This window comes from Streptomyces sp. NPDC104761, assembly GCF_055583445.1.
Genome location: NZ_JBVJNZ010000002.1, coordinates 156735 through 176538, shown reverse-complemented (window position 1 = coordinate 176538; position 19804 = coordinate 156735). Strand labels below are relative to the sequence as shown.

The 19804-nt window shown below is 71.9% G+C and carries 19 protein-coding genes; 15 read left to right on the top strand and 4 right to left on the bottom strand.

All coding sequences use genetic code 11. From position 1 onward, the window contains the following. The first annotated feature begins 64 nt into the window (after window positions 1-64). The 8 genes from ACZ63F_RS07340 (at window position 65) to ACZ63F_RS07305 (ending at window position 10334) form a co-directional block, all read left to right on the top strand. Window positions 65-1513, top strand: coding sequence for a ubiquitin-like domain-containing protein (locus ACZ63F_RS07340; protein ID WP_469709552.1), 1449 nt, complete (start codon window positions 65-67; stop codon window positions 1511-1513). Window positions 1514-1577: 64 nt separating this feature from the next. Beyond that, a complete protein-coding gene (gene rsmA / locus ACZ63F_RS07335; RefSeq protein WP_469709551.1) occupies window positions 1578-2447 on the top strand; it encodes a 16S rRNA (adenine(1518)-N(6)/adenine(1519)-N(6))-dimethyltransferase RsmA in 870 nt (289 codons plus the stop codon). Further along, window positions 2444-3355 carry a 4-(cytidine 5'-diphospho)-2-C-methyl-D-erythritol kinase gene (locus ACZ63F_RS07330; protein WP_469709550.1) on the top strand — a complete coding sequence of 304 codons (912 nt, stop codon included), beginning with the start codon at window positions 2444-2446 and terminating at the stop codon, window positions 3353-3355. The genes rsmA and ACZ63F_RS07330 overlap by 4 nt, the downstream gene beginning before the upstream one ends. A 170-nt stretch (window positions 3356-3525) precedes the next feature. Then, window positions 3526-3762, top strand: a complete 237-nt coding sequence (locus ACZ63F_RS07325) for a hypothetical protein (protein WP_469709549.1) — start codon at window positions 3526-3528, stop codon at window positions 3760-3762. 49 nt (window positions 3763-3811) lie between these two features. After that, window positions 3812-5626, top strand: a complete 1815-nt coding sequence (locus tag ACZ63F_RS07320; protein WP_352366900.1) for an ABC-F family ATP-binding cassette domain-containing protein — start codon at window positions 3812-3814, stop codon at window positions 5624-5626. 262 nt (window positions 5627-5888) lie between these two features. Beyond that, complete coding sequence (locus ACZ63F_RS07315; protein ID WP_469709548.1) at window positions 5889-7625, top strand: outer membrane protein assembly factor BamB family protein; 1737 nt, start codon at window positions 5889-5891, stop codon at window positions 7623-7625. Window positions 7626-7704: 79 nt separating this feature from the next. Continuing rightward, complete coding sequence (locus ACZ63F_RS07310) at window positions 7705-9438, top strand: outer membrane protein assembly factor BamB family protein (RefSeq protein ID WP_469709547.1); 1734 nt, start codon at window positions 7705-7707, stop codon at window positions 9436-9438. Between the two features lie 203 nt (window positions 9439-9641). Further along, entirely contained in the window at window positions 9642-10334 is a 693-nt protein-coding gene (locus tag ACZ63F_RS07305) for a helix-turn-helix transcriptional regulator (protein WP_469709546.1), read from the top strand. A 105-nt stretch (window positions 10335-10439) separates the two neighbouring features. On the opposite strand, the gene ACZ63F_RS07300 is transcribed toward ACZ63F_RS07305, so the two are convergent. Both ACZ63F_RS07300 and ACZ63F_RS07295 read right to left on the bottom strand, forming a co-directional pair. Further along, on the bottom strand, window positions 10440-10772 hold the full coding sequence (locus ACZ63F_RS07300; RefSeq protein WP_469709545.1) for a hypothetical protein: 333 nt from the start codon (window positions 10770-10772) through the stop codon (window positions 10440-10442). Window positions 10773-10808: 36 nt separating this feature from the next. After that, on the bottom strand, window positions 10809-12509 hold the full coding sequence (locus ACZ63F_RS07295; RefSeq protein ID WP_469709544.1) for a sodium:solute symporter family protein: 1701 nt from the start codon (window positions 12507-12509) through the stop codon (window positions 10809-10811). A gap of 125 nt (window positions 12510-12634) precedes the next feature. Here ACZ63F_RS07295 and galT point away from each other — a divergent pair, with 125 nt between their 5' ends. The 3 genes from galT to galK are packed head-to-tail and all read left to right on the top strand — an operon-like array spanning window position 12635 to window position 15819. Further along, complete coding sequence (gene galT, locus ACZ63F_RS07290) at window positions 12635-13693, top strand: galactose-1-phosphate uridylyltransferase (RefSeq protein WP_469709543.1); 1059 nt, start codon at window positions 12635-12637, stop codon at window positions 13691-13693. Then, window positions 13693-14661 carry a UDP-glucose 4-epimerase GalE gene (galE, locus tag ACZ63F_RS07285; RefSeq protein ID WP_352366907.1) on the top strand — a complete coding sequence of 323 codons (969 nt, stop codon included), beginning with the start codon at window positions 13693-13695 and terminating at the stop codon, window positions 14659-14661. The genes galT and galE overlap by 1 nt, the downstream gene beginning before the upstream one ends. Continuing rightward, the gene (gene galK, locus ACZ63F_RS07280) at window positions 14662-15819 is read left to right on the top strand and encodes a galactokinase (RefSeq protein WP_469709542.1); all 1158 of its coding nucleotides are present in this window, start codon (window positions 14662-14664) and stop codon (window positions 15817-15819) included. 3 nt (window positions 15820-15822) lie between these two features. Here the strand turns inward: galK and ACZ63F_RS07275 are convergent, their stop codons facing one another. Continuing rightward, window positions 15823-16269 carry a GNAT family N-acetyltransferase gene (locus ACZ63F_RS07275; protein WP_352366909.1) on the bottom strand — a complete coding sequence of 149 codons (447 nt, stop codon included), beginning with the start codon at window positions 16267-16269 and terminating at the stop codon, window positions 15823-15825. Window positions 16270-16541: 272 nt separating this feature from the next. On the opposite strand from ACZ63F_RS07275, the gene ACZ63F_RS07270 reads away from it, so the two are divergent. Beyond that, window positions 16542-17315, top strand: coding sequence for a LuxR C-terminal-related transcriptional regulator (locus ACZ63F_RS07270; protein ID WP_469709541.1), 774 nt, complete (start codon window positions 16542-16544; stop codon window positions 17313-17315). A 452-nt stretch (window positions 17316-17767) separates the two neighbouring features. Here the strand turns inward: ACZ63F_RS07270 and tamR are convergent, their stop codons facing one another. Then, the gene (gene tamR / locus ACZ63F_RS07265) at window positions 17768-18265 is read right to left on the bottom strand and encodes a MarR family transcriptional regulator TamR (protein WP_352366911.1); all 498 of its coding nucleotides are present in this window, start codon (window positions 18263-18265) and stop codon (window positions 17768-17770) included. Window positions 18266-18354: 89 nt separating this feature from the next. Here tamR and ACZ63F_RS07260 point away from each other — a divergent pair, with 89 nt between their 5' ends. The 3 genes from ACZ63F_RS07260 to ACZ63F_RS07250 all read left to right on the top strand — a co-directional run bounded on the left by ACZ63F_RS07260 (window position 18355) and on the right by ACZ63F_RS07250 (window position 19785). Further along, window positions 18355-19170: a trans-aconitate 2-methyltransferase gene (locus ACZ63F_RS07260; RefSeq protein ID WP_469709540.1), complete on the top strand. Its 816-nt coding sequence runs from the start codon at window positions 18355-18357 to the stop codon at window positions 19168-19170. Next, on the top strand, window positions 19170-19532 hold the full coding sequence (locus ACZ63F_RS07255) for a VOC family protein (protein WP_469709539.1): 363 nt from the start codon (window positions 19170-19172) through the stop codon (window positions 19530-19532). The genes ACZ63F_RS07260 and ACZ63F_RS07255 overlap by 1 nt, the downstream gene beginning before the upstream one ends. Window positions 19533-19611: 79 nt before the next feature. Beyond that, on the top strand, window positions 19612-19785 hold the full coding sequence (locus ACZ63F_RS07250) for a CsbD family protein (protein ID WP_351957296.1): 174 nt from the start codon (window positions 19612-19614) through the stop codon (window positions 19783-19785). Window positions 19786-19804: the final 19 nt, after the last annotated feature.

Sequence of the window (19804 nt, the reverse complement as noted above, 5' to 3'; positions counted from 1 at the left end):
CGGACGCTCCGCTAGGTTCTGGGGGCCCGATCCGGACCCCTCTGGCCCTCTGGAGCGTGTCGGCGTGAGCACATCGCAGTACGAGACGTCTGGGACGTACGACCCCTACGGCGCGCCCGGAGTGCACGGCGCGCAGGAGATGCACGGCGCGCAGGAGACGCACCGAACGCACGGCGTGCACGACGCCGGGGTGCCGGCGCACCCCACGGCGTACGGGGACGACACGTACCAGCCGGCGTACGAGGCCGCGGCGCAGGCAGCGCAGGCCGCCGCGCAGGCCGCGCAGGCGTACGCCGGAGAGCAGGTGCCGCCGCGGCCGGACGAGCGCGTGGCGGCAGGGGAGGCGCGAGGGGCGGGTGAGCGCCCCGGCGCGGGGCGACGCGCCGCGCGCCGGCGCAAGGCGCGGTACTCCAGGCGCCCCGAGTCCGCCGTCCGCCGGCTGCTGCCGCAGGCGCTCGTCGTCGCGTTCCTCGCGGGCGGCACCACCGCGTTCCTCGCCAAGGACAAGGCGATCGAGCTGACCGTGGACGGGAAGCCGCGCACCCTGCACACGTTCGCCGACGACGTGACGGGACTGCTGGCCGAGCAGGGCGTACCGGTCGGCGCCCACGACGTGGTCGCCCCCGCCCCCGGTACCGCCCTGGCCAGCGGTGACGAGGTCGCGGTGCGCTACGGCCGCCCCGTACGGCTCACGCTGGACGGCGAGCGGCGCGAGGTGTGGACGACGGCGCGCACGGTGGACGGGGCGCTCAGGCAGCTCGGCGTGCGGGCCGAGGGCGCCTACCTGTCCGCCTCGCGCTCCCAGAACATCGGACGCGCCGGGCTCGCGCTCGACGTCCGCACCGAGCGCACGGTCACGATCCTGGCGGACGGCCGGACCCGGACCATCCGCACCAACGCCGCGACCGTCGGCGAGGCCGTCGAGGAGGCCGGGATCACCCTGCACGGCCAGGACACCACCTCCGTGTCCCAGGCCGGCTTCCCGCGCGACGGACAGACGGTGACCGTGCTGCGCGTCACCGGCAGCAAGGAGGTCCGCGAGGAGACCATCCCTTTCCAGGTGCGGCGGACGGCGGACCCGACGCTGTTCAAGGGCACCGAGGTGGTGGAGCGGGCCGGGCGGCCGGGGCTGCGCCGTGTGACATATTACTTGCGCTCCGTCAACGGAGTCCGGCAGAAGCCGCGCCGTGAGACGGCCGAGGTGGTCCGGGAGGCGCGCACCCAGCTGGTCAAGGTGGGGATCAAGCCGCACCCCGACTCGGTGACCGGCGCCGACGGCCTGAACTGGCACGGTCTCGCCGTCTGCGAGTCCGGCGGCCGGCCGCACGCGGTGGACCCCTCCGGGACGTACGGCGGGCTGTACCAGTTCGACACCCACACCTGGCACAGCCTCGGCGGCAGCGGACGCCCGCAGGACGCCTCGGCCGAGGAGCAGACGTTCCGCGCGAAGAAGCTCTACATCAGCCGCGGCTCCACACCCTGGCCGCACTGCGGGGTGCGGCTGCACAAGTGACCGCCGGAAGCCGCCGCACGGGCGGCCGGCCGGAGGCGATCGCGGCGGCCCGTACCCTTGTCCCGTGAGCAGCCCCACCCCCGACGCCCTCCTCGGCCCCGCCGACATCCGTGAGCTGGCGGCAGCGCTCGGTGTCCGCCCCACCAAGCAGCGCGGCCAGAACTTCGTGATCGACGCCAACACGGTCCGCCGTATCGTCCGCACCGCCGAGGTCGGCCCGGCCGACGTCGTCGTGGAGGTCGGCCCGGGGCTCGGGTCCCTCACGCTCGCGCTCCTGGAGGTCGCCGACCGGGTCACCGCCGTCGAGATCGACGACGTGCTGGCCGGCGCCCTGCCCGCGACGATCGCGGCGCGCATGCCGGCGCGCGCGGACCGGTTCGCGCTCGTCCACTCCGACGCGATGCACGTCACCGGGCTGCCGGGACCGCCGCCGACCGCCCTCGTCGCGAACCTCCCCTACAACGTCGCCGTCCCCGTCCTCCTCCACATGCTCGACACCTTCCCCAGCATCGAGCGGACGCTGGTGATGGTGCAGTCCGAGGTCGCCGACCGGCTCGCCGCCGGACCTGGCAACAAGGTGTACGGCGTGCCGTCCGTCAAGGCCAACTGGTACGCCGAGGTCAAGCGCGCCGGCGCCATCGGACGCAACGTCTTCTGGCCCGCGCCCAACGTCGACAGCGGGCTCGTCTCCCTCGTCCGGCGCGCGGAGCCCCTGAAGACGACCGCCTCGAGGCGCGAGGTCTTCGCGGTCGTCGACGCGGCGTTCGCGCAGCGCCGCAAGACCCTGCGGGCGGCGCTCGCCGGCTGGGCCGGGTCCGCGGCGGCCGCCGAGGCGGCGCTGATCGCGGCCGGGGTCTCGCCGCAGGCCCGCGGCGAGGCGCTGACGGTCGAGGAGTTCGCGCGGATCGCAGAGCACAAGGAGTCCGGCCAGTGAGCGTCACGGTACGCGTCCCCGCCAAGGTCAACGTCCAGCTCGCGGTGGGCGCCGCGCGCCCCGACGGCTTCCACGACCTGGCCAACGTCTTCCTCGCCGTCGGCCTCTACGACGAGGTCACGGTCACGCCCGCCGACGAGCTGACCGTCACCTGCGAGGGCCCGGACGCCGCCGAGGTCCCCCTCGACCGCACCAACCTCGCGGCGCGCGCCGCGCTCGCGCTCGCCGCGCGCCGGGGCATCGAACCGGCCGTGCACATCCACATCGCCAAGGACATCCCGGTCGCCGGCGGCATGGCCGGGGGGAGCGCGGACGGCGCGGGCGCGCTCCTCGCCTGCAACGAGCTGTGGCAGGCGGGCGCCTCCCGCGCCGAACTCCTCGCCATCTGCGCCGACCTGGGCAGCGACGTACCGTTCAGCCTGGTCGGCGGGGCGGCCCTCGGCGTCGGGCGGGGCGAGCAGCTGACCGTGCTGGAGACCGGCGGCACCTTCCACTGGGTCTTCGCGATGGCCGGGCGGGGTCTGTCGACGCCGGCGGTCTTCCGCGAGTTCGACCGGCTCGCACAGGGGCGGGACATCCCGGAGCCGGTGGCCTCGCCGGAGCTGCTGCAGGCGCTGGCCAAGGGGGACGCGGACGCGCTGGCCGCCGCCGTCTCCAACGACCTGCAGCCCGCGGCCCTGTCCCTCTTCCCGGAACTCGGCGACACCCTGGACGCGGGGCGCGGGGCCGGAGCGCTCGCCGCCCTCGTCTCGGGCTCGGGGCCCACGACGGCCTTCCTCGCGCGCGACCCGGAGACGGCCACCAAGATCGCCGACGCCCTGCGCACCTCCGGCACCTGCCACACGGTACGCACGGCGACCTCCCCCGCCCCGGGCGCCACGGTGACCCGGCACGCCGCCGCGCCGTAGCGCCCCGAAGGGGCGCGGGGCCGTATCCGACGTGCGGCTCCACCGCGCGGGCGCGACCAGCCACGACGGCGCGGCAGCCGGCAGGCCGCGGCACTTCCCGCAGAGCAGCTACGCTCCCTCGGCCGCTCGTCACACGGTCGGCCACGCGCGGGCACGGGGGGAGCACACAGATGACCACGGGGGACGCGGTCGCCGACCGGCTCGTCGCGGCCGTACGGCGAGGCGACGCCGGCCGGGCCGAGGACCTGCTGGCCGCGGGCGCCGACCCGGACACCCTCGACGGGAGCACGGGCCTGCCGGGCCCCGCCGGCGGACCCGGCACGAGGACGAGAGCGGCTGCGGGCACGAGCGGCTCCGCGGTCTGGTGGTATCACCGGCGTCGGCGGGAGCAGAAGGATCACGGCTGACCTCCGACTACCCTGGATGGGCGATCCATCCCCCGTGCGCAGGAGTGAAATGGCCGTCAACCTGGTCAATGTCGAGAACGTCAGCAAGGTCTACGGCACCCGTGCCCTGCTGGACGGCGTCTCGCTCGGCGTGTCGGAGGGGGACCGCATCGGCGTGGTGGGCCGCAACGGCGACGGCAAGACCACCCTGATCCGGATGCTCGCCAAGCTGGAGGAGGCCGACACCGGCCGGGTCACCCACTCCGGCGGGCTGCGGCTCGGCGTCCTCACCCAGCACGACTCCCTGGACCCGGCCGCGACCGTCCGGCACGAGGTCATCGGCGACATGGCCGACCACGAGTGGGCCGGCAACGCCAAGGTCAGGGACGTCCTGACCGGTCTCTTCGGCGGGCTGGACCTGCCCGGTTTCCCCAAGGGCCTGGACACCGTCATCGGACCGCTGTCCGGTGGTGAGCGGCGGCGCATCGCGCTCGCCAAGCTGCTCATCGAGGAGCAGGACCTGCTCGTCCTCGACGAGCCGACGAACCACCTCGACGTCGAGGGCATCGCCTGGCTCGCCCGGCACCTGAGCACGCGCCGCTCGGCGCTGGTCTGCGTCACCCACGACCGGTGGTTCCTCGACCAGGTCTGCACCCGCATGTGGGACGTGCAGCGCGGCGCCGTCTACGAGTACGAGGGCGGCTACTCCGACTACGTCTTCGCCCGTGCGGAGCGCGAGCGGATCGCGGCCACCGAGGAGACCAAGCGGCAGAACCTCGTCCGCAAGGAGCTGGCGTGGCTGCGCCGCGGCGCCCCGGCCCGTACCTCCAAGCCGCGCTTCCGGGTCGAGGCCGCCAACGAGCTGATCGCCGACGTGCCGCCGCCGCGCGACTCCAGCGAGCTGATGAAGTTCGCCTCGTCCCGGCTCGGCAAGACCGTGTTCGACCTGGAGGACGTGACCGTCCAGGCGGGGCCCAAGGTGCTGCTCAAGCACGTCACCTGGCAGCTCGGCCCCGGCGACCGCATCGGCCTGGTCGGCGTCAACGGCGCCGGCAAGACCTCGCTGTTGCGCGCCATGGCCGAGGCCGCCCGGACGGAGGGCGAGACGCAGCCGGTGGGCGGCCGGATCGCCGTCGGCAAGACCGTGAAGCTGGCCTACCTCTCCCAGGAGGTCGCCGAACTGAACCCGAACACGCGGGTCCTGGAGGCCGTCCAGCAGGTGCGTGAGCGCGTCGATCTCGGCAAGGGGCGCGAGATGACCGCCGGGCAGCTGTGCGAGACCTTCGGCTTCAACAAGGAGAAGCAGTGGACGCCGGTCGGCGACCTGTCCGGCGGTGAGCGCCGCCGCCTCCAGCTGCTGCGCCTGCTGATGGACGAGCCGAACGTCCTCTTCCTCGACGAGCCCACCAACGACCTCGACATCGAGACCCTCACCCAGCTGGAGGACGTCCTCGACGGGTGGCCCGGCTCGATGATCGTGATCTCCCACGACCGGTTCTTCGTCGAGCGGACCACCGACCGCGTCTTCGCCCTCCTCGGCGACGCCACGCTGCGGATGCTGCCGCGGGGCATCGACGAGTACCTGGAGCGCAGGCAGCGCATGGAGGAGGCGGTCGCCGCCACCGCCGGTGCCGCGGCCGCGGCCGCCAAGCCCGCCACGACCGAGCGGAGCGCCGCCGACCAGCGGGCGGCCAAGAAGGAACTCCAGAAGATCGAGCGGCAGTTGGACCGGGTCTCCGAGAAGGAGAGCAAGCTGCACGACCAGATCGCCGCGAACGCCACGGACTTCGCGAAGGTCGCCGAACTCGACGCCCAGTTGCGCGACCTGGCCGGAGAGCGCGAGGAACTGGAGATGCGCTGGCTGGAGTTGGCGGAGGACGCGTAACCGGCGTACCCACCGGCGTGAATCGGCCCTCCTCACGTCCCCGCGCAACCCCCTTGCGCGGGGACGGTGGAGGGGGCGTGAAGGCGCGTAACGGCGCCATCACGGGCCGGTTCTCCCTTGGGAACAGCGGCAGATGCGGGCCCGTGGGCTGTCGGTGCCGGGTGGTACAAAGGTCAGTCTGAGAACTGCCTGAGTGCGACCGTGGGTCCGTCACCGGCCTCCGGCAGTGGCTCGAAATCAGTGAACGAGGGGGAGAACGCTGATGTCACAGGCGTCCGGTCAGCCGCCGCAGGGCGCTTTCGGAGCACCACAGGACCCGCCGGCACCGGGCGGCTTCGGCCCTCCGCAACAGCCGCCCGCGCAGGGAGGCTTCGGCGCACCCCAGGGCATGCCCCCGCTCCCTCCGCAGCCGCCCCACCAGCCGCAGCCGGGGTACGGCTACCCGCAGCAGCCCGCCCCCGGCCCCTACGGCACGCCGGGCCCGTACGGGCCGCAGCCCGGGTACGGCTACCCCCCGCAGCAGCCGCAGTACCCCGGCGGACCGGGGATGCCCCCGCCTCCCGGCGGAGGCGGCCGCGGGCCGTTCAAGGGGAAGCCCGCGCTGATCGTCGCGGCTGCGGTGGCCGGACTGCTGGTCGTCGGCGGCACGGTGTACGCCGTGACCAGCGGCGGGGACGGCGGCGGGAAGCCGGTCGCCGGGCAGTCCGACGACCCCGGGGCCTCCGGCACCCCGGTCGACCCCGGTGACGGCAGCGGCGACGGCGGCGCGGACCCGGAGAACCTCAACGCGGGCCGCAGGTCCGGCGAGGCCAAGGTGCTCTGGTACAAGTCGGCACCCGACGCGCCCGCCTCCGGCGCCGACGCACCCGGCATGTGGATCACCGCGAGGACAGCGGTGAAGGCGGCGTACAAGCAGGTCTTCGCCTACCGAGTGGGCAACGGCGACCCGGCCTGGGCCCCGATCACGTTCCCGCAGAAGATCTGCGCGGTCACCTCGCAGAAGTCCGCGGACGACAAGGTCGTCGTGGCCTACATGAACGGCACCAGCGACCGCGCCAAGTGCAACCAGCTGCAGGAGATCGACCTCGACACGGGCCGCAGGGGCTGGACCGCGACCGTCGCCGACGGCGGGCTGTTCGACAGCGCGCTCAGCATCGAGCTGACCATCAGCGGAAAGACGCTGATGGTGGGCCGTTCCCAGTCCGGCACGGCGTACGACCTCGGCAGCGGCCACAAGCTGTACGACAAGAAGGAGTACGGCGCGTCCTGCTTCCCGACGGCGTTCGCGGGCGGCACGGACCGGCTGGTCCAGGTGGCGTCCTGCGCCGCCGGCGCCGCCGCCGAGCACGACGAGATCTCGCAGCTCGACCCGGCCACCGGCAGGGTCGAGTGGACCCGTCCGGTCAAGAAGGGCTGGCAGGTCGAGCGCACCTACTCCGTCGACCCGCTCGTGGTCTACATGACCAACGAGGAGAAGAAGGCCTGGAACATCTCGGTCCTGGACGGCAAGGGTGCGTTCCGTTCCGAGGTGAAGGTGAACGAGAAGTTCGCGCCCGAGTGCGGCTGGGCGCTGCTCGCCCGCGACCTGCAGGGCTGCCAGGGCGTGGCCGTCGACGCGAACACCCTCTACCTGCCGACGGACGTGAGCGGCAGCGCCAACGAGATCGTCGCGATCAGCCTCACCGACGGCACCGCGAAGTGGCGGGTGAAGTCCCCGACGGACGAGTCGATGTACCCGGTCGAGGTCGAGGGCGGCAGACTCGTCGCCTACGTACGGCCGTCGTACGACGCGGGCGGCCAGGTCGTGTCGGTCCCGACCACCGGCGCGAGCCACCGGACCACCAGGCTGCTGCAGAACCCGCGGCACACCGCCGACATCGAGGGCGGCTTCTACGACGGCGCGGTCGACTGGGCCGGCGGCCGCTTCTACCTCTCCTCCACACGGCTGACCGGCAGCGACGACGCGAAGGAGAAGCTGATGATGGCCTTCGGCAACTGAGCGGAGCCCGTCCCGGGCCGTCCCGCAGCCCACGCCGTCCCCAGCCGTCGCACGCGCCGTCTCCCGAGGTACCTCCGCCATGACCCAGCCGCCCCCGCCCAACCAGCCCCCGAACCCGTACGCCCAGCAACCCGGTTACGGCTACCCGAACCAGCCGCCCCCGCAGCCCGGTCACGGCTATCCGCAGCAGCCCCCGGTCCCGAACCCGTACGCCCAGCAGCCCGGCTACGGCCACCCGCAGCAGCCGCCCCAGCCCGGCTACGGCTACCCGCAGCAGCCGCCCCAGCCCGGCTACGGCTATCCAGGCGGCCAACCAGGCCAACCAGGCCAACCAGGCCAACCAGGCCACCCAGGCCAACCGGGCGGCCCCCGCCGCAACAACGCCGCGCTGTTCATCGTCGTCGCCGCGGTGGTCGCCATCGCGCTGATCGTCGGCGGCGGCATCTGGTACGCCAAGTCCTCCGGCGGCGACGGCAAGAGGGACGACACGGCGAACTCCACCGGTGGTGGCACCGGCGGCCAGGGCGCGGACGGCGGCGAGAACGGCAAGGGGACCGAGAAGGTGCCCGCGGACACCACCTCCAAGGTCCTCTTCCAGGTCCCGCTGCCCACGGCGAAGGACACCACCGTCACCGCCGGTTCCTGGCTCACCGGCAAGGTGTACGCGAAGACCGGCATCGCCCGGATCACCGGCTACGACCCCGGGACGGGCGCCCGGCTGTGGACGATCCCGCTGTCCGGCCCGGTCTGCCACGCCACCGGGCACGTCAGCGCCGACGGCCGGACCGCGGTCGTCTTCCAGCCGAGGATGCCCGCGAAGGGATCCACGGCCGGCTGCACCCGGGTTGCCGCGATCGACCTGAACACCGGCAGGAAGCTCTGGACCCGGACGGTCAGGTCCGGTGACGTGCCGGTCAACTTCGACAACGTGACGGTCGCTCAGCAGACGGTCGCGGTCGGCGGCTCCAGCGGCGGCGCCGCCTTCGACCTCGCCTCCGGCAAGGTCCGCTGGCAGCCGAAGGCGGCCGACAGCTGCGACGACGCCGGCTACGGCGGCGGTGCCAAGCTGGTCGCGGTCCGCAGGTGCGGCAGCGGGGACGCCGGCCAGCTGCGCATCCAGACCCTCGACCCGGTCTCCGGCAAGGTGCTCTCCGAGTACCGGATGGCCTCGGGCATCGACTACGCCAGCGTCGTGTCGACCGACCCGCTGGTGGTGGCCGCCGACGTCAACGACAGCGCCGGCGACGGCAGCGGCTTCTCGGACGTCTTCTCCATCGACAACAGGACCGGCGCCCTGCGCACCCGCATCTCCACGCCGGGCAGCTCCTACGCGGCCCGCTGTGACGGCATCTACGAACTGGAGAAGTGCACGGGCGTGGTGGTCGGCAACGACCGGCTCTACCTGGCGACCGAGCGGCACGACGGCGACGGGGACTACACGAAGACCAACGAGATCGTCGCCTTCGACCTGGGCACCGGCAAGCAGACCGGCCAGCGCGCCGACGCCGGGGACAACTACACGATCACGCCCCTGCGCATGGACGGTCCCGATGTGATCGCCTACAAGAACGCCCCGTACGACAAGGGCGCTCAGGTCGTCAGCATCGACGGCGGCTCGTTCAAGGAGACCAAGCTGCTGGAGAACCCGGTGACCACCGCGGTCAAGGCCGTGGAGACCACCATGTCACCCGACTACGCCGAGGTCCGCTACTCCCAGGGTCACCTCTACCTGTCCGCCGCGTACGCCCACGCCCCGACGTCCTCGTCGTCGGCCAAGGACTACCTGGTCACCGCCTTCGGCGCGGGTGGCTGATACGCGCTCTTCACCCTCGAATACGAGAAAACCCAGAGATTCCTCCGATCCGGGGCAGTTCTCATCAGTAGGGGCAGCGCAACGTCGAACAAGCGTGTAGCTTCCGGGGGCATGAAGGACGGGGTGCCGGGGGGCCCTCTGTCCACGCGGACCAGTGGGCATCCATAGTGGGGCATCCATTGGGGGGACTGGGGGGTTGCTCTATGGGAGTGCGGCTCATGGTGGTCGACGACCACCGGTTGCTCGCGGAGGCGCTGGCCTCGGCGCTGAAACTGCGCGGCCACCGGGTGCTCGCGGCGGCGGCACCGGCGGCGGGCGCGGCCGAGCTGGTGATCACACGGGCACCCGAGGTGTGCCTGCTGGGGACGGCGGCACCGGCCGAGCCGGGGATCTTCGACCCGGTGGTGAAGATCAAGCGGGAGCGTCCGCAGGTCGCCGTCCTGGTCCTGGGCCCGGTGCCGTCCCCGCGGGGCATCGCGGCGGCCTTCGCCGCGGGCGCCTCCGGGTACGTACGGCACGACGAACGGATAGAGGGCGTCGAGCGGGCCATCATGAAGGCGCGGGCCGGGGAGGCCGCCGTGGCACCCGCCCTGCTCCAGGGTGCCTTCGGCGAACTCCTCAACCCGGCCGCCCAGCCCGACGACGAGGGCCAGCGCCTCCTGCAGATGCTCACCCCGAGGGAGGTGGAGGTCCTGGTCCGCGTCGCCGACGGCGAGGACACCCGCCTCATCGCCGCCGGCATGGGCATCGCCCCGAGCACGGCCCGCACCCATGTGCAGCGGGTGCTCATGAAGCTGGGGGTGGGGTCGAGGCTGGAAGCGGCGGCATTGGCGGCACGTACAGGCCTACTGGACAGGGCGGGCCCACTCGGCAATTCGACAGGGCTGGACCTTTAGCCCACGGCAGGACCGCCCACCCAGGGGCGCTGGGGGTACCCCCGGCCGAAGGCTGGGGGAGGAACTGCGCGACCAGCCCCCACGCACCCGCAGACAACCGACTCCTTACTCCGCCTCCTTCTCTCCTTCCACCGAAGGAACCGGCGGCGGGGTAGGCCGAAGCCATAGCCACACCAAGAAGAACACCCCCAGCAGCAGCATCCCGATCCCGGTCCACAGGTTGATGTTGATCCCCTGTGCCTTGTCGATCTCGGCCTGCGAGTCCGTGATGCCGGTGATCGTGACGATGATCCCGTACAGCACGAACAGCCCGCCGATGATCCGCCGCAGATCGAAGATCCGCGCGGCGGTCGCGGACCGGCCCTCCAGCTCGGTGACCTCGCGCTGGACGTCCTGCTCGGAGTAGTGGAACCCGGAGTGTCCGGAGTCGTCGGTCATGGTGTTTCTCCCTTCTCCATTCTCCAGCGACGGCGATCAGAACGAGAACGGGATGTAGCAGAGGGCCGCGAGGACCACCGCACCCCATCCCAGCAGCGCCGGCCGCCGGTACCAGGCCTCGTCACCGGGCGCGGGCGCCTCGGCCATGCCGGGGGAACTCGTGCCGTAGACGAGCCCGGCCAGCTCCGCCTCCGGCTTCGGCGCGGTGAACAGGGACACGATCACCATCACCACCGCCCCGGCGACGAACCCGGCGATCGCGGAGACGAAGTTGGCGCCCTGGTCGGAGGGGATGCCGATGATGCCCTTCTTGTAGAGGACGAAGTAGTTGACCATCGCGGTCACGGTCCCCGCGAGGAGCCCCCAGAAGCCGGATTTCGCCGAGGCCCGCTTCCAGAACATGCCGACGATGAAGACGACGAACATCGGCACGTTGAAGAAGGAGAACAGCGTCTGGAGGTAGCTCATGATGTTCGAGAACGACGACGCCAGGAACGCCGTGCCGATGGACGCGCAGACACCGATCGCGGTGATGAGGCGTCCGAAGCGCACGTAGTAGCCGTCCTCCCGGCCCTTCACCACGTACTTCGCCCAGATGTCCGTGGTGAACACGGTGTTGAAGGACGACACGTTGGCCGCCATGCCGGCCATGAAGGCGGCCAGCAGACCGGTCACCGCGATGCCGAGCACCCCGTTGGGCAGCAGCTGTGACATCAGGTACGGGATCGCGTCGTTGTACTGGAGGCCGGACTTCGCGGTGCCGATGTTCGGCACCAGCGCGGCGGCGACCAGCCCCGGGATCATCACCAGGAAGACGATGAAGATCTTCGGGTAGGCGGCGATCAGCGGGGTGCGCTGGGCGGCGGACAGGTTCTTCGCCGACAGGGCGCGCTGCACCTCGGCGAAGTTCGTCGTCCAGTAGCCGAAGGAGAGCACGAAGCCGAGGCCGAGGACGATGGTCAGCCAGTTCGCGCCGAGCGGGTTGGCGGAGCCGATGCCGGTGCCGCCCCAGGCGGTCGTGAAGTTGTGGCCGTGGGTGGCGGTGAGCTTGTCGACCAGGCCGCCCCAGCCGCCCACCTTCTTCAGGCCCAGCACGGACAGCGGGATCAGGGCGGCCAGGATCACGAAGAACTGCAGGACCTCGTTGTAGATGGCCGAGGAGAGACCGCCGAGGGTGATGTAGGCCAGCACGAACGCGCCGGCCACCACGATCGCCACCCACTGCGGCCAGCCGAGCAGTGCCTCCACGACGATCGCCAGGGCGTACAGGTTCACACCGGCGATCAGAATGGCAGCGAAGGCGAACAGGATCGAACTGAGCAGGTGTGCGGCTCTGTCGAAGCGGAGCAGCAGCATCTCGGGGACCGAGCGGACCTTGCTGCCGTAGTAGAAGGGCATCATCACCAGGCCCAGGAAGACCATGGCCGGGATGGCACCGATCCAGTACCAGTGCACGGTGTACGCGCCGTACTGCGCGCTGTTGGCGGCCATGCCGAGGATCTCGGTGGCGGCCAGGTTGGCGGAGATGAACGCGAGGCCGGTGATCCAGGCGGGCAGGGACCGTCCGGAGAGGAAGAAGTCGAGGCTGGTCCTCACCGAGCGGCGGGCCGCGAAGCCGATGCCCAGGACGACGGCGAAGTAGATCGCGAGGATCGCGTAGTCCAGGCCGTTGGTCGGGAGCCGCAGCCCCGCAGCGAGGAATGTGGGGGATGCGGGGGCATCTGTGGGGTTCTGCACCCAGTAATTCAACACTTTCGTTGTCTCACCTTGATTGATTGCGATGTTGACTGGCGTGGTGAGTTGTGTTTTGGTGTGTTCGGTTCTGTTGGATGGTTGGCTGGCTCGATCAATGGGAGTCCGCAGTGAAGAAGACCTCGACCCGGCTGGCCGACGGTCGCGAACTCATCTACTACGACCTGCGCGACGACACCGTGCGGGACGCGGTGGACCGCCGCCCGCTGGAGCGGACGCACACCACCTCGGAAATCCGCCGGGACGCGCTGCTCGGCGACCAGGTCGCGATCGCCTCGCACCGGCAGGGCCGCACCTACCACCCGCCGGCCGACCAGTGCCCGCTGTGCCCGACCCGGGGCGACCGGCTGAGCGAGATCCCCGACTCGTCGTACGACGTCGTGGTCTTCGAGAACCGTTTCCCCTCGCTGGCCGGCGACTCCGGGCGCTGCGAGGTGGTCTGCTTCACCTCGGACCACGACGCGTCCTTCGCCTCCCTCACCGAGGAGCAGGCGCGGCTCGTCCTCGACGCGTGGACCGACCGGACCTCGGAACTGTCGCATCTCCCCTCCGTCGAGCAGGTGTTCTGCTTCGAGAACCGCGGCGAGGAGATCGGCGTGACGCTCGGTCACCCCCACGGCCAGATCTACGCCTACCCCTTCACCACCCCGCGCACCGCCCTGATGCTGCGTTCTCTCGCGCAGCACAAGGAGGCCACCGGCGGGGAGAACCTCTTCGACGCCGTGCTGGAGCGTGAACTCGCCGGCGAACGGGTCGTCCTTGAGGGTGAACACTGGGTCGCCTTCGTGCCGTTCGCGGCACACTGGCCCTACGAGGTCCACCTCTACCCGAGGCGCCGCGTCCCCGACCTGCTCGGGCTCGACGAGGCGGCACGCTCAGAGTTCCCCCAGGTTTATCTGGAACTCTTGAGGCGCTTCGACCGTATCTTCGGTGACGGTGAGCCTCCCACGCCCTACATCGCCGCCTGGCACCAGGCGCCGTTCGGGACGCTGGAGGAGTTCGAGGGTGTCACGCGTGACGATTTCGCGCTGCACCTGGAGCTTTTCACCATTCGCCGAACGTCCGGCAAGCTGAAGTTTCTCGCGGGTTCCGAATCAGGCATGAGCGTGTTCATCAACGACGTGCCGCCGGAGCGCGCGGCCGAGCGACTGCGAGAGGTAGCGAGTTGATGAAGTACCTGGTGACGGGCGGGGCAGGATACGTCGGCAGCGTGGTCGCCCAGCACCTGCTGGAGGCGGGCCACGAGGTCACCGTCCTCGACAACCTGTCCACGGGCTTCCGCGAGGGCGTCCCCGCGGGCGCCGCCTTCGTCGAGGGCGACATCCGCGACGCCGCCAAGTGGCTGGACCCCTCCTACGACGCGGTGCTGCACTTCGCCGCGTTCTCCCAGGTCGGCGAGTCCGTCGTGAAGCCCGAGAAGTACTGGGACAACAACGTCGGCGGCACCATGGCGCTGCTCGCCGCGATGCGCGAGGCCGGCGTGCGCAAGCTCGTCTTCTCCTCCACGGCGGCCACCTACGGCGAGCCGGAGCAGGTCCCGATCGTCGAGACCGCGCCGACGCGGCCCACCAACCCGTACGGTGCCACCAAGCTCGCCGTCGACCACATGATCACCGGCGAGGCCGCCGCGCACGGCCTGGGCGCCGTCTCCCTGCGCTACTTCAACGTGGCCGGCGCGTACGGCGCACAGGGCGAGCGCCACGACCCCGAGTCGCACCTGATCCCGCTGGTCCTCCAGGTCGCCCAGGGCAGGCGCGAGGCCATCTCCGTCTTCGGCGACGACTACCCGACGCCCGACGGCACCTGCATCCGCGACTACATCCACGTCGCCGACCTGGCCGACGCCCACCTGCTGGCCCTGACGGCCGCCAAGCCCGGCGAGCACCTGATCTGCAACCTCGGCAACGGCGAGGGCTTCTCGGTCCGCCAGGTCATCGAGACCGTCCGCCAGGTCACCGGCCACCCGATCCCCGAGGTCGTGGCCCCGCGCCGGGGCGGCGACCCGGCCGTCCTGGTCGCCTCGGCGGCCACCGCCCGCGAGAAGCTGGGCTGGAACCCGACCCGCGCGGACCTCGCGGGGATCGTCGCGGACGCCTGGGAGTTCGCGCAGCGCACCGGCACAGCAAGGGAGCGGTAAGTGGGGGCAGCACAGCAGGTCGCGGGCGCCTTCGAGGAGCTGTACGGCACGGCTCCCGACGGCGTCTGGGCGGCGCCGGGCCGGGTCAACCTGATCGGCGAGCACACCGACTACAACGACGGCTTCGTGATGCCGTTCGCACTGCCGCACGTCGCGACGGCCGCCGTCGCCCGCCGCACCGACGGTGTGCTGCGGCTGCACTCCTCGGACGTCGAGGGCGGGGTCGTCGAGTTCTCCCTCGACGCCCTGGAGCCCGGCACCGACCAGGAGTGGACGGCGTACCCGGCGGGCGTGGTCTGGGCGCTGCGGGAGGCCGGCCACCCGGTCACCGGCGCCGACGTGCACCTCGCGTCCACCGTGCCGACCGGCGCGGGCCTGTCCTCCTCCGCGGCCCTGGAGGTGGTGATCGCCCTCGCCCTCAACGACCTGTTCGCACTGGGCCTGCAGCGCTGGCAGCTGGCCCGCCTGTGCCAGCGCGCCGAGAACGTCTACGTCGGGGCGCCGACCGGCATCATGGACCAGACGGCGTCCGCCTGCTGCGAGCAGGGCCACGCCCTGTTCCTGGACACCCGCGACCTCTCGCAGAAGCAGATCCCCTTCGACCTCGCGGCCGAGGGCATGCGCCTGCTCGTCGTCGACACCCAGGTCAAGCACGCCCACAGCGGCGGCGAGTACGGCAAGCGCCGCGCGGGCTGCGAGAAGGGCGCGGCCCTGCTCGGGGTGGACGCCCTGCGGGACATCCCCTACGAGGAGCTGGACTCCGCGCTCGACCGCCTCGGCGACGAGGCGGAGGTACGGCGCCTGGTCCGGCACGTCGTCACCGAGGACCACCGTGTCGAGCGCGTGGTCGCCCTCCTCGAAGCGGGCGACACCCGTGCCATCGGCCCGGTCCTCACCGAGGGGCACGCCTCGCTGCGCGACGACTTCCAGGTCTCCTGCCCCGAGCTGGACCTGGTCGTGGAGGCGGCGAACGCGGCCGGCGCGCTGGGCGCCCGGATGACCGGCGGTGGCTTCGGCGGCTCGGCGATCGTCCTCGCGGAGGCGGCCGACGTCGACACGATCGCGAAGGCGGTCGAGGAGGCCTTCGCGGCGGCCGGGTTCACGGCTCCGCGGGTCTTCGAGGCGGTGCCGTCGGCGGGCGCCCGCCGGGCGGACTGAGGCTCAGCCCAGCCGCTTCACCAGCGTGTACTCCGTGATCCCCGGCGGGTAGTCGGGGATCACGCACACCACGTCGTATCCCTGCTTCTTGTAGAACTCCGGGGCCTGGAAGTCCCAGGTCTCCAGGCGGGCCGCGGTGCAGGCGCGGTCGGTGCGGGCGATGCGCTCGGCCTCCGCGAGCAGGCTGCCGCCGAGGCCGGTGCCGCGGTGCCGGGCGTCCACCCACAGGTACGTGACGTGCAGCCAGGACGCCCAGCTGTGCCCGACCAGGCCGCCGGCCATCCCGCCCGAACTCTCGTCCATCGCCCACAGGTGCAGCGGCACGTCGCGTTCGGCCGGGGTGCCGCGCAGCGCGGCCAGGACCGGAGAGGCCGCCGTGTTGGTGGCCAGCAGCCGCGCGCGGAGCAGATCGCGTCGTTCCTTGTCGACTTCCGCCTCAATACGAAACATGCGGCACACCATAAACGCGTCGGCCGGGCAGTTCTGCAAATTGCCTTCCGCTCACGGCGACCGGTCGTACTCTGATGAGCAGTGCCGGTGGGGGCCGGCGCTGATCAGGGGGCGAGACAAGTCGGATACGACGCCCGCGGTGGGGGTAGCAGTTCAGGCACGGCGGCGGCCGTGCGTTCCGCCCTCGCGCGGGTGTCGTGTCCGCATGGGTCGTCGTTCTCCGGACCTTGGGGTATCCCCGGCTCGTGAAGAGCACTGGGGAAGGGGGTTTCGTGGTTCGCATCCGAGTCCTGGTCGTCGACGACCACCGCATCTTCGCCGAGTCACTGGCCGCGGCACTGGCCGCCGAGCCGGACGTCGACGTGTCCGCGGCCGGCAGCGGTCCGGCCGCGCTGCGCTGCCTGGAGCGCGCGGCCGCCGAGGGCCGCCGCTACGACGTGCTGCTCGTCGACGCCGACCTGGGCGGTCAACTGCCGGGCGGCCGGGCGGCCGTGCCGGTGCAGGAGGCCAACGCGGAGGGGCTGGTCGACGGCATATCGCTGGTCTCCGGGGTCCGTTCGGCCCATCCGGCCGTCCGGGTCGTCGTCCTCGCCGAGAAGGACGACCCGCGGCGCGCGGCCCTGGCCCTGCAGGCCGGCGCCTGCGGCTGGGTCGCCAAGGACTGCTCGCTCTCCCGGCTGCTCAACGTCATCCGGGGCGTGCTGCGCGACGAGACGCATCTGCCGCCCGCCCTGCTCACGGGCGTCCTGCGGGAGCTGACCGCGGCCCGCAAGCACCGCACCGAGAGCGAGCGGCTGGTGGAGTCCCTCACGCCGAGGGAGCGCGAAGTGCTCCGGTGCATGGTGGCGGGCCTGGGGCGCAAGGCGGTCGCCGAGCGCCTCTTCCTGTCTCCGCACACCGTCCGCACCCACATGCAGAACGTCCTCGGCAAACTGGGCGTCCACTCCACCCTGGCCGCGGTGGCACTGGCACGCCGGGCCGGGGTAGGACCGGTGGACCTGGCACCCGCCGGCCGAATCCTCCCGGAGGAAAGCAGCAGCGCCTGACCGCCGCCCCGCAAGGGACGCGGGAACTGTGGCGATCCGGCAGTGCCCCGTCAGGGTCGCGGGGAACTGCGCGACCAGCCACGACGGCGCGGCAGCCGAGAGGCACCGGAGTGCGGCGCTTGCAGGTGCAGTCAGCCGCGGTCCGGCAGTGCCCCGTCAGGGGCGCGGGGAACTGCGCGACCAGCCACGACGGCGCGGCAGCCGAGAGGCGCCGAGGTGCGGCGCTTGCAGGTGCAGTCAGCCGCGGTCCGGCAGTGCCCCGTCAGGGGCGCGGGGAACTGCGCGACCAGCCACGACGGCGCCGCAGCCGAAAGACACCGAAAAGCGGCGCTTCCAGGTGCAGTCAGCCGCGGTCCGGCAGTGCCCCCGTCAGGGGCGCGGGGAACTGCGCGACCAGTCACGACGGCGCGGCAGCCGAAAGGCACCGAAAAGCGGCGCTTCCAGCGGAGCGCCTAGCCGGGGATGTTGTCGAACGGCGCCGTCAGCTGGCGCAGCAGCCCGGCGAGTTCCGCCCGCTGTGCGGGGGAGAGCTCGCCGAGGATCGCCCGCTCCTGGTCGAGCAGGCCCGCCAGGGCCTGGTCCGCGCGGTCCTGGCCCTCGGTGGTCAGCCGGACCAGCACGCCACGCCGGTCGCTCGGATCCGGCAGCCGCTCGACCAGGCCCTTCTTGGCCAGCCGGTCGATGCGGTTGGTCATCGTCCCCGAGGTGACCAGGGTCTGGGTCAGCAGCTGGCCGGGGGAGAGCTGGTACGGCGTGCCGGCGCGCCTGAGCGCGGTGAGCACGTCGAACTCCCAGGGCTCCAGGCTGTGCTCGGCGAAGGCCAGCCGACGTGCCCGGTCCAGGTGCCGCGCCAGTCGGCTCACCCGGCTGAGCACCTCGAGCGGTTCCACGTCGAGGTCCGGGCGCTCCCGGCGCCACGCAGCGACCAGCCGATCGACCTCGTCCTCCATGGCGATCAGTGTAGTGGTTGTGTCGACGTGAAGTCTCTTGATGTCGAGTCTCTTGACATCGAGATATATGCCCGGGGAAGGTGGAGGACATGACGACTCCTGCCTGGGACCCCGCCCAGTACCTCCGCCACTCCGGCCACCGCGCCCGCGCCTTCGCCGACCTCCTCGCCCACGTCCCCGGCCTCCCCGGCGACCCCCCGGCCATCGCCGACCTCGGCTGCGGCCCCGGCAACGTCACCGCCGTCCTCGCCGACCGCTGGCCCACCGCGCGCATCACCGGCTACGACAACTCGACCGCGATGCTCGACAAGGCCGAGGTCGACCACGCCGGCCCCACCCCCGGCGGCGGCCGCCTGGACTTCGCCCACGCCGACCTGCGCACCTGGGCGCCCGAACGGCCGTACGACCTGATCGTGTCCAACGCGGCACTCCAGTGGGTCCCCGGTCACCTGGACCGCTTCGCCGACTGGCTCGACGCGCTCGCCCCCGGCGGCACCTTCGCCTTCCAGGTGCCCAACAACATCGACGCGCCCCTGCACGCCCTGATGCGCGAGCTCGCCGCCACGCCCCGCTGGAAGGCCCGGCTCGCCGACGTGCTGCGCCACGAGGACTCCGTCCACCCGCCCGCCGCCTACCTCGACCGGCTCGCCCGCCTCGGCTGCGCCACCGACGTCTGGGAGACCACCTACCTGCACGTCCTGACCGGCGAGGACCCTGTCCTTGACTGGGTCAAGGGCACCGGGCTGCGCCCCGTCCTCACCGCCCTCGGCGACGACCCCGAGGCCCGGGACGCCTTCGTCGCCGACTACCGCGACCTGCTCCGGGAGGCCTACCCGAGCGCCCCCTACGGCACGCTCCTGCCCTTCCGCCGCCTCTTCGCCGTCGCCCGCAAGGAGGACGCCTGATGCTCACCGCCCTCGACCACGTCCAGCTCGCCGCACCGCCCGGCTCGGAGGACCTGCTGCGGGCCTACTACGTCGACCTCCTCGGCATGACCGAGATCCCCAAGCCGCCCGTGCTCGCGGCGCGCGGCGGCTGCTGGTTCCGGGCCGGGACCGTCCACCTGCACCTGGGGGTCGAGGCCGCCTTCCGGCCCGCCCTCCAGGCCCACCCGGGACTGCGGGTCACGGACATCGAGGCCTACGCCGAACGGCTCGAAGCCGGCGGCGCCCCCGTCACCTGGGACCACGACCTCCCCGGACACCGCCGCTTCTACTCCCAGGACCCCGTCGGCAACCGCCTGGAGTTCCTGGAACCGGCGCCCTGAGCCCCCGTTTGCCCCGGCCCGCTCCTGGTTACCCGAAGCAATGACCCCACGTACCTATCCGCCTCAGGAGGGATCGACGGTGTCAGGACACCAGAAGGCCAAGGGCAAGAAGGAACAGATCAAGGGCAAGACCAAGGAGGTCGGCGGGCGCGCGACCCGTGACGTTCCCCTGGAGGCCGAAGGGCGCCTGGAGCAGTCCAAGGGTGACGCCCGCCAGGCCAAGGAGAAGATGAAGGACATCTTCAAGCACTGATGCGCATACTGCGCGCGGC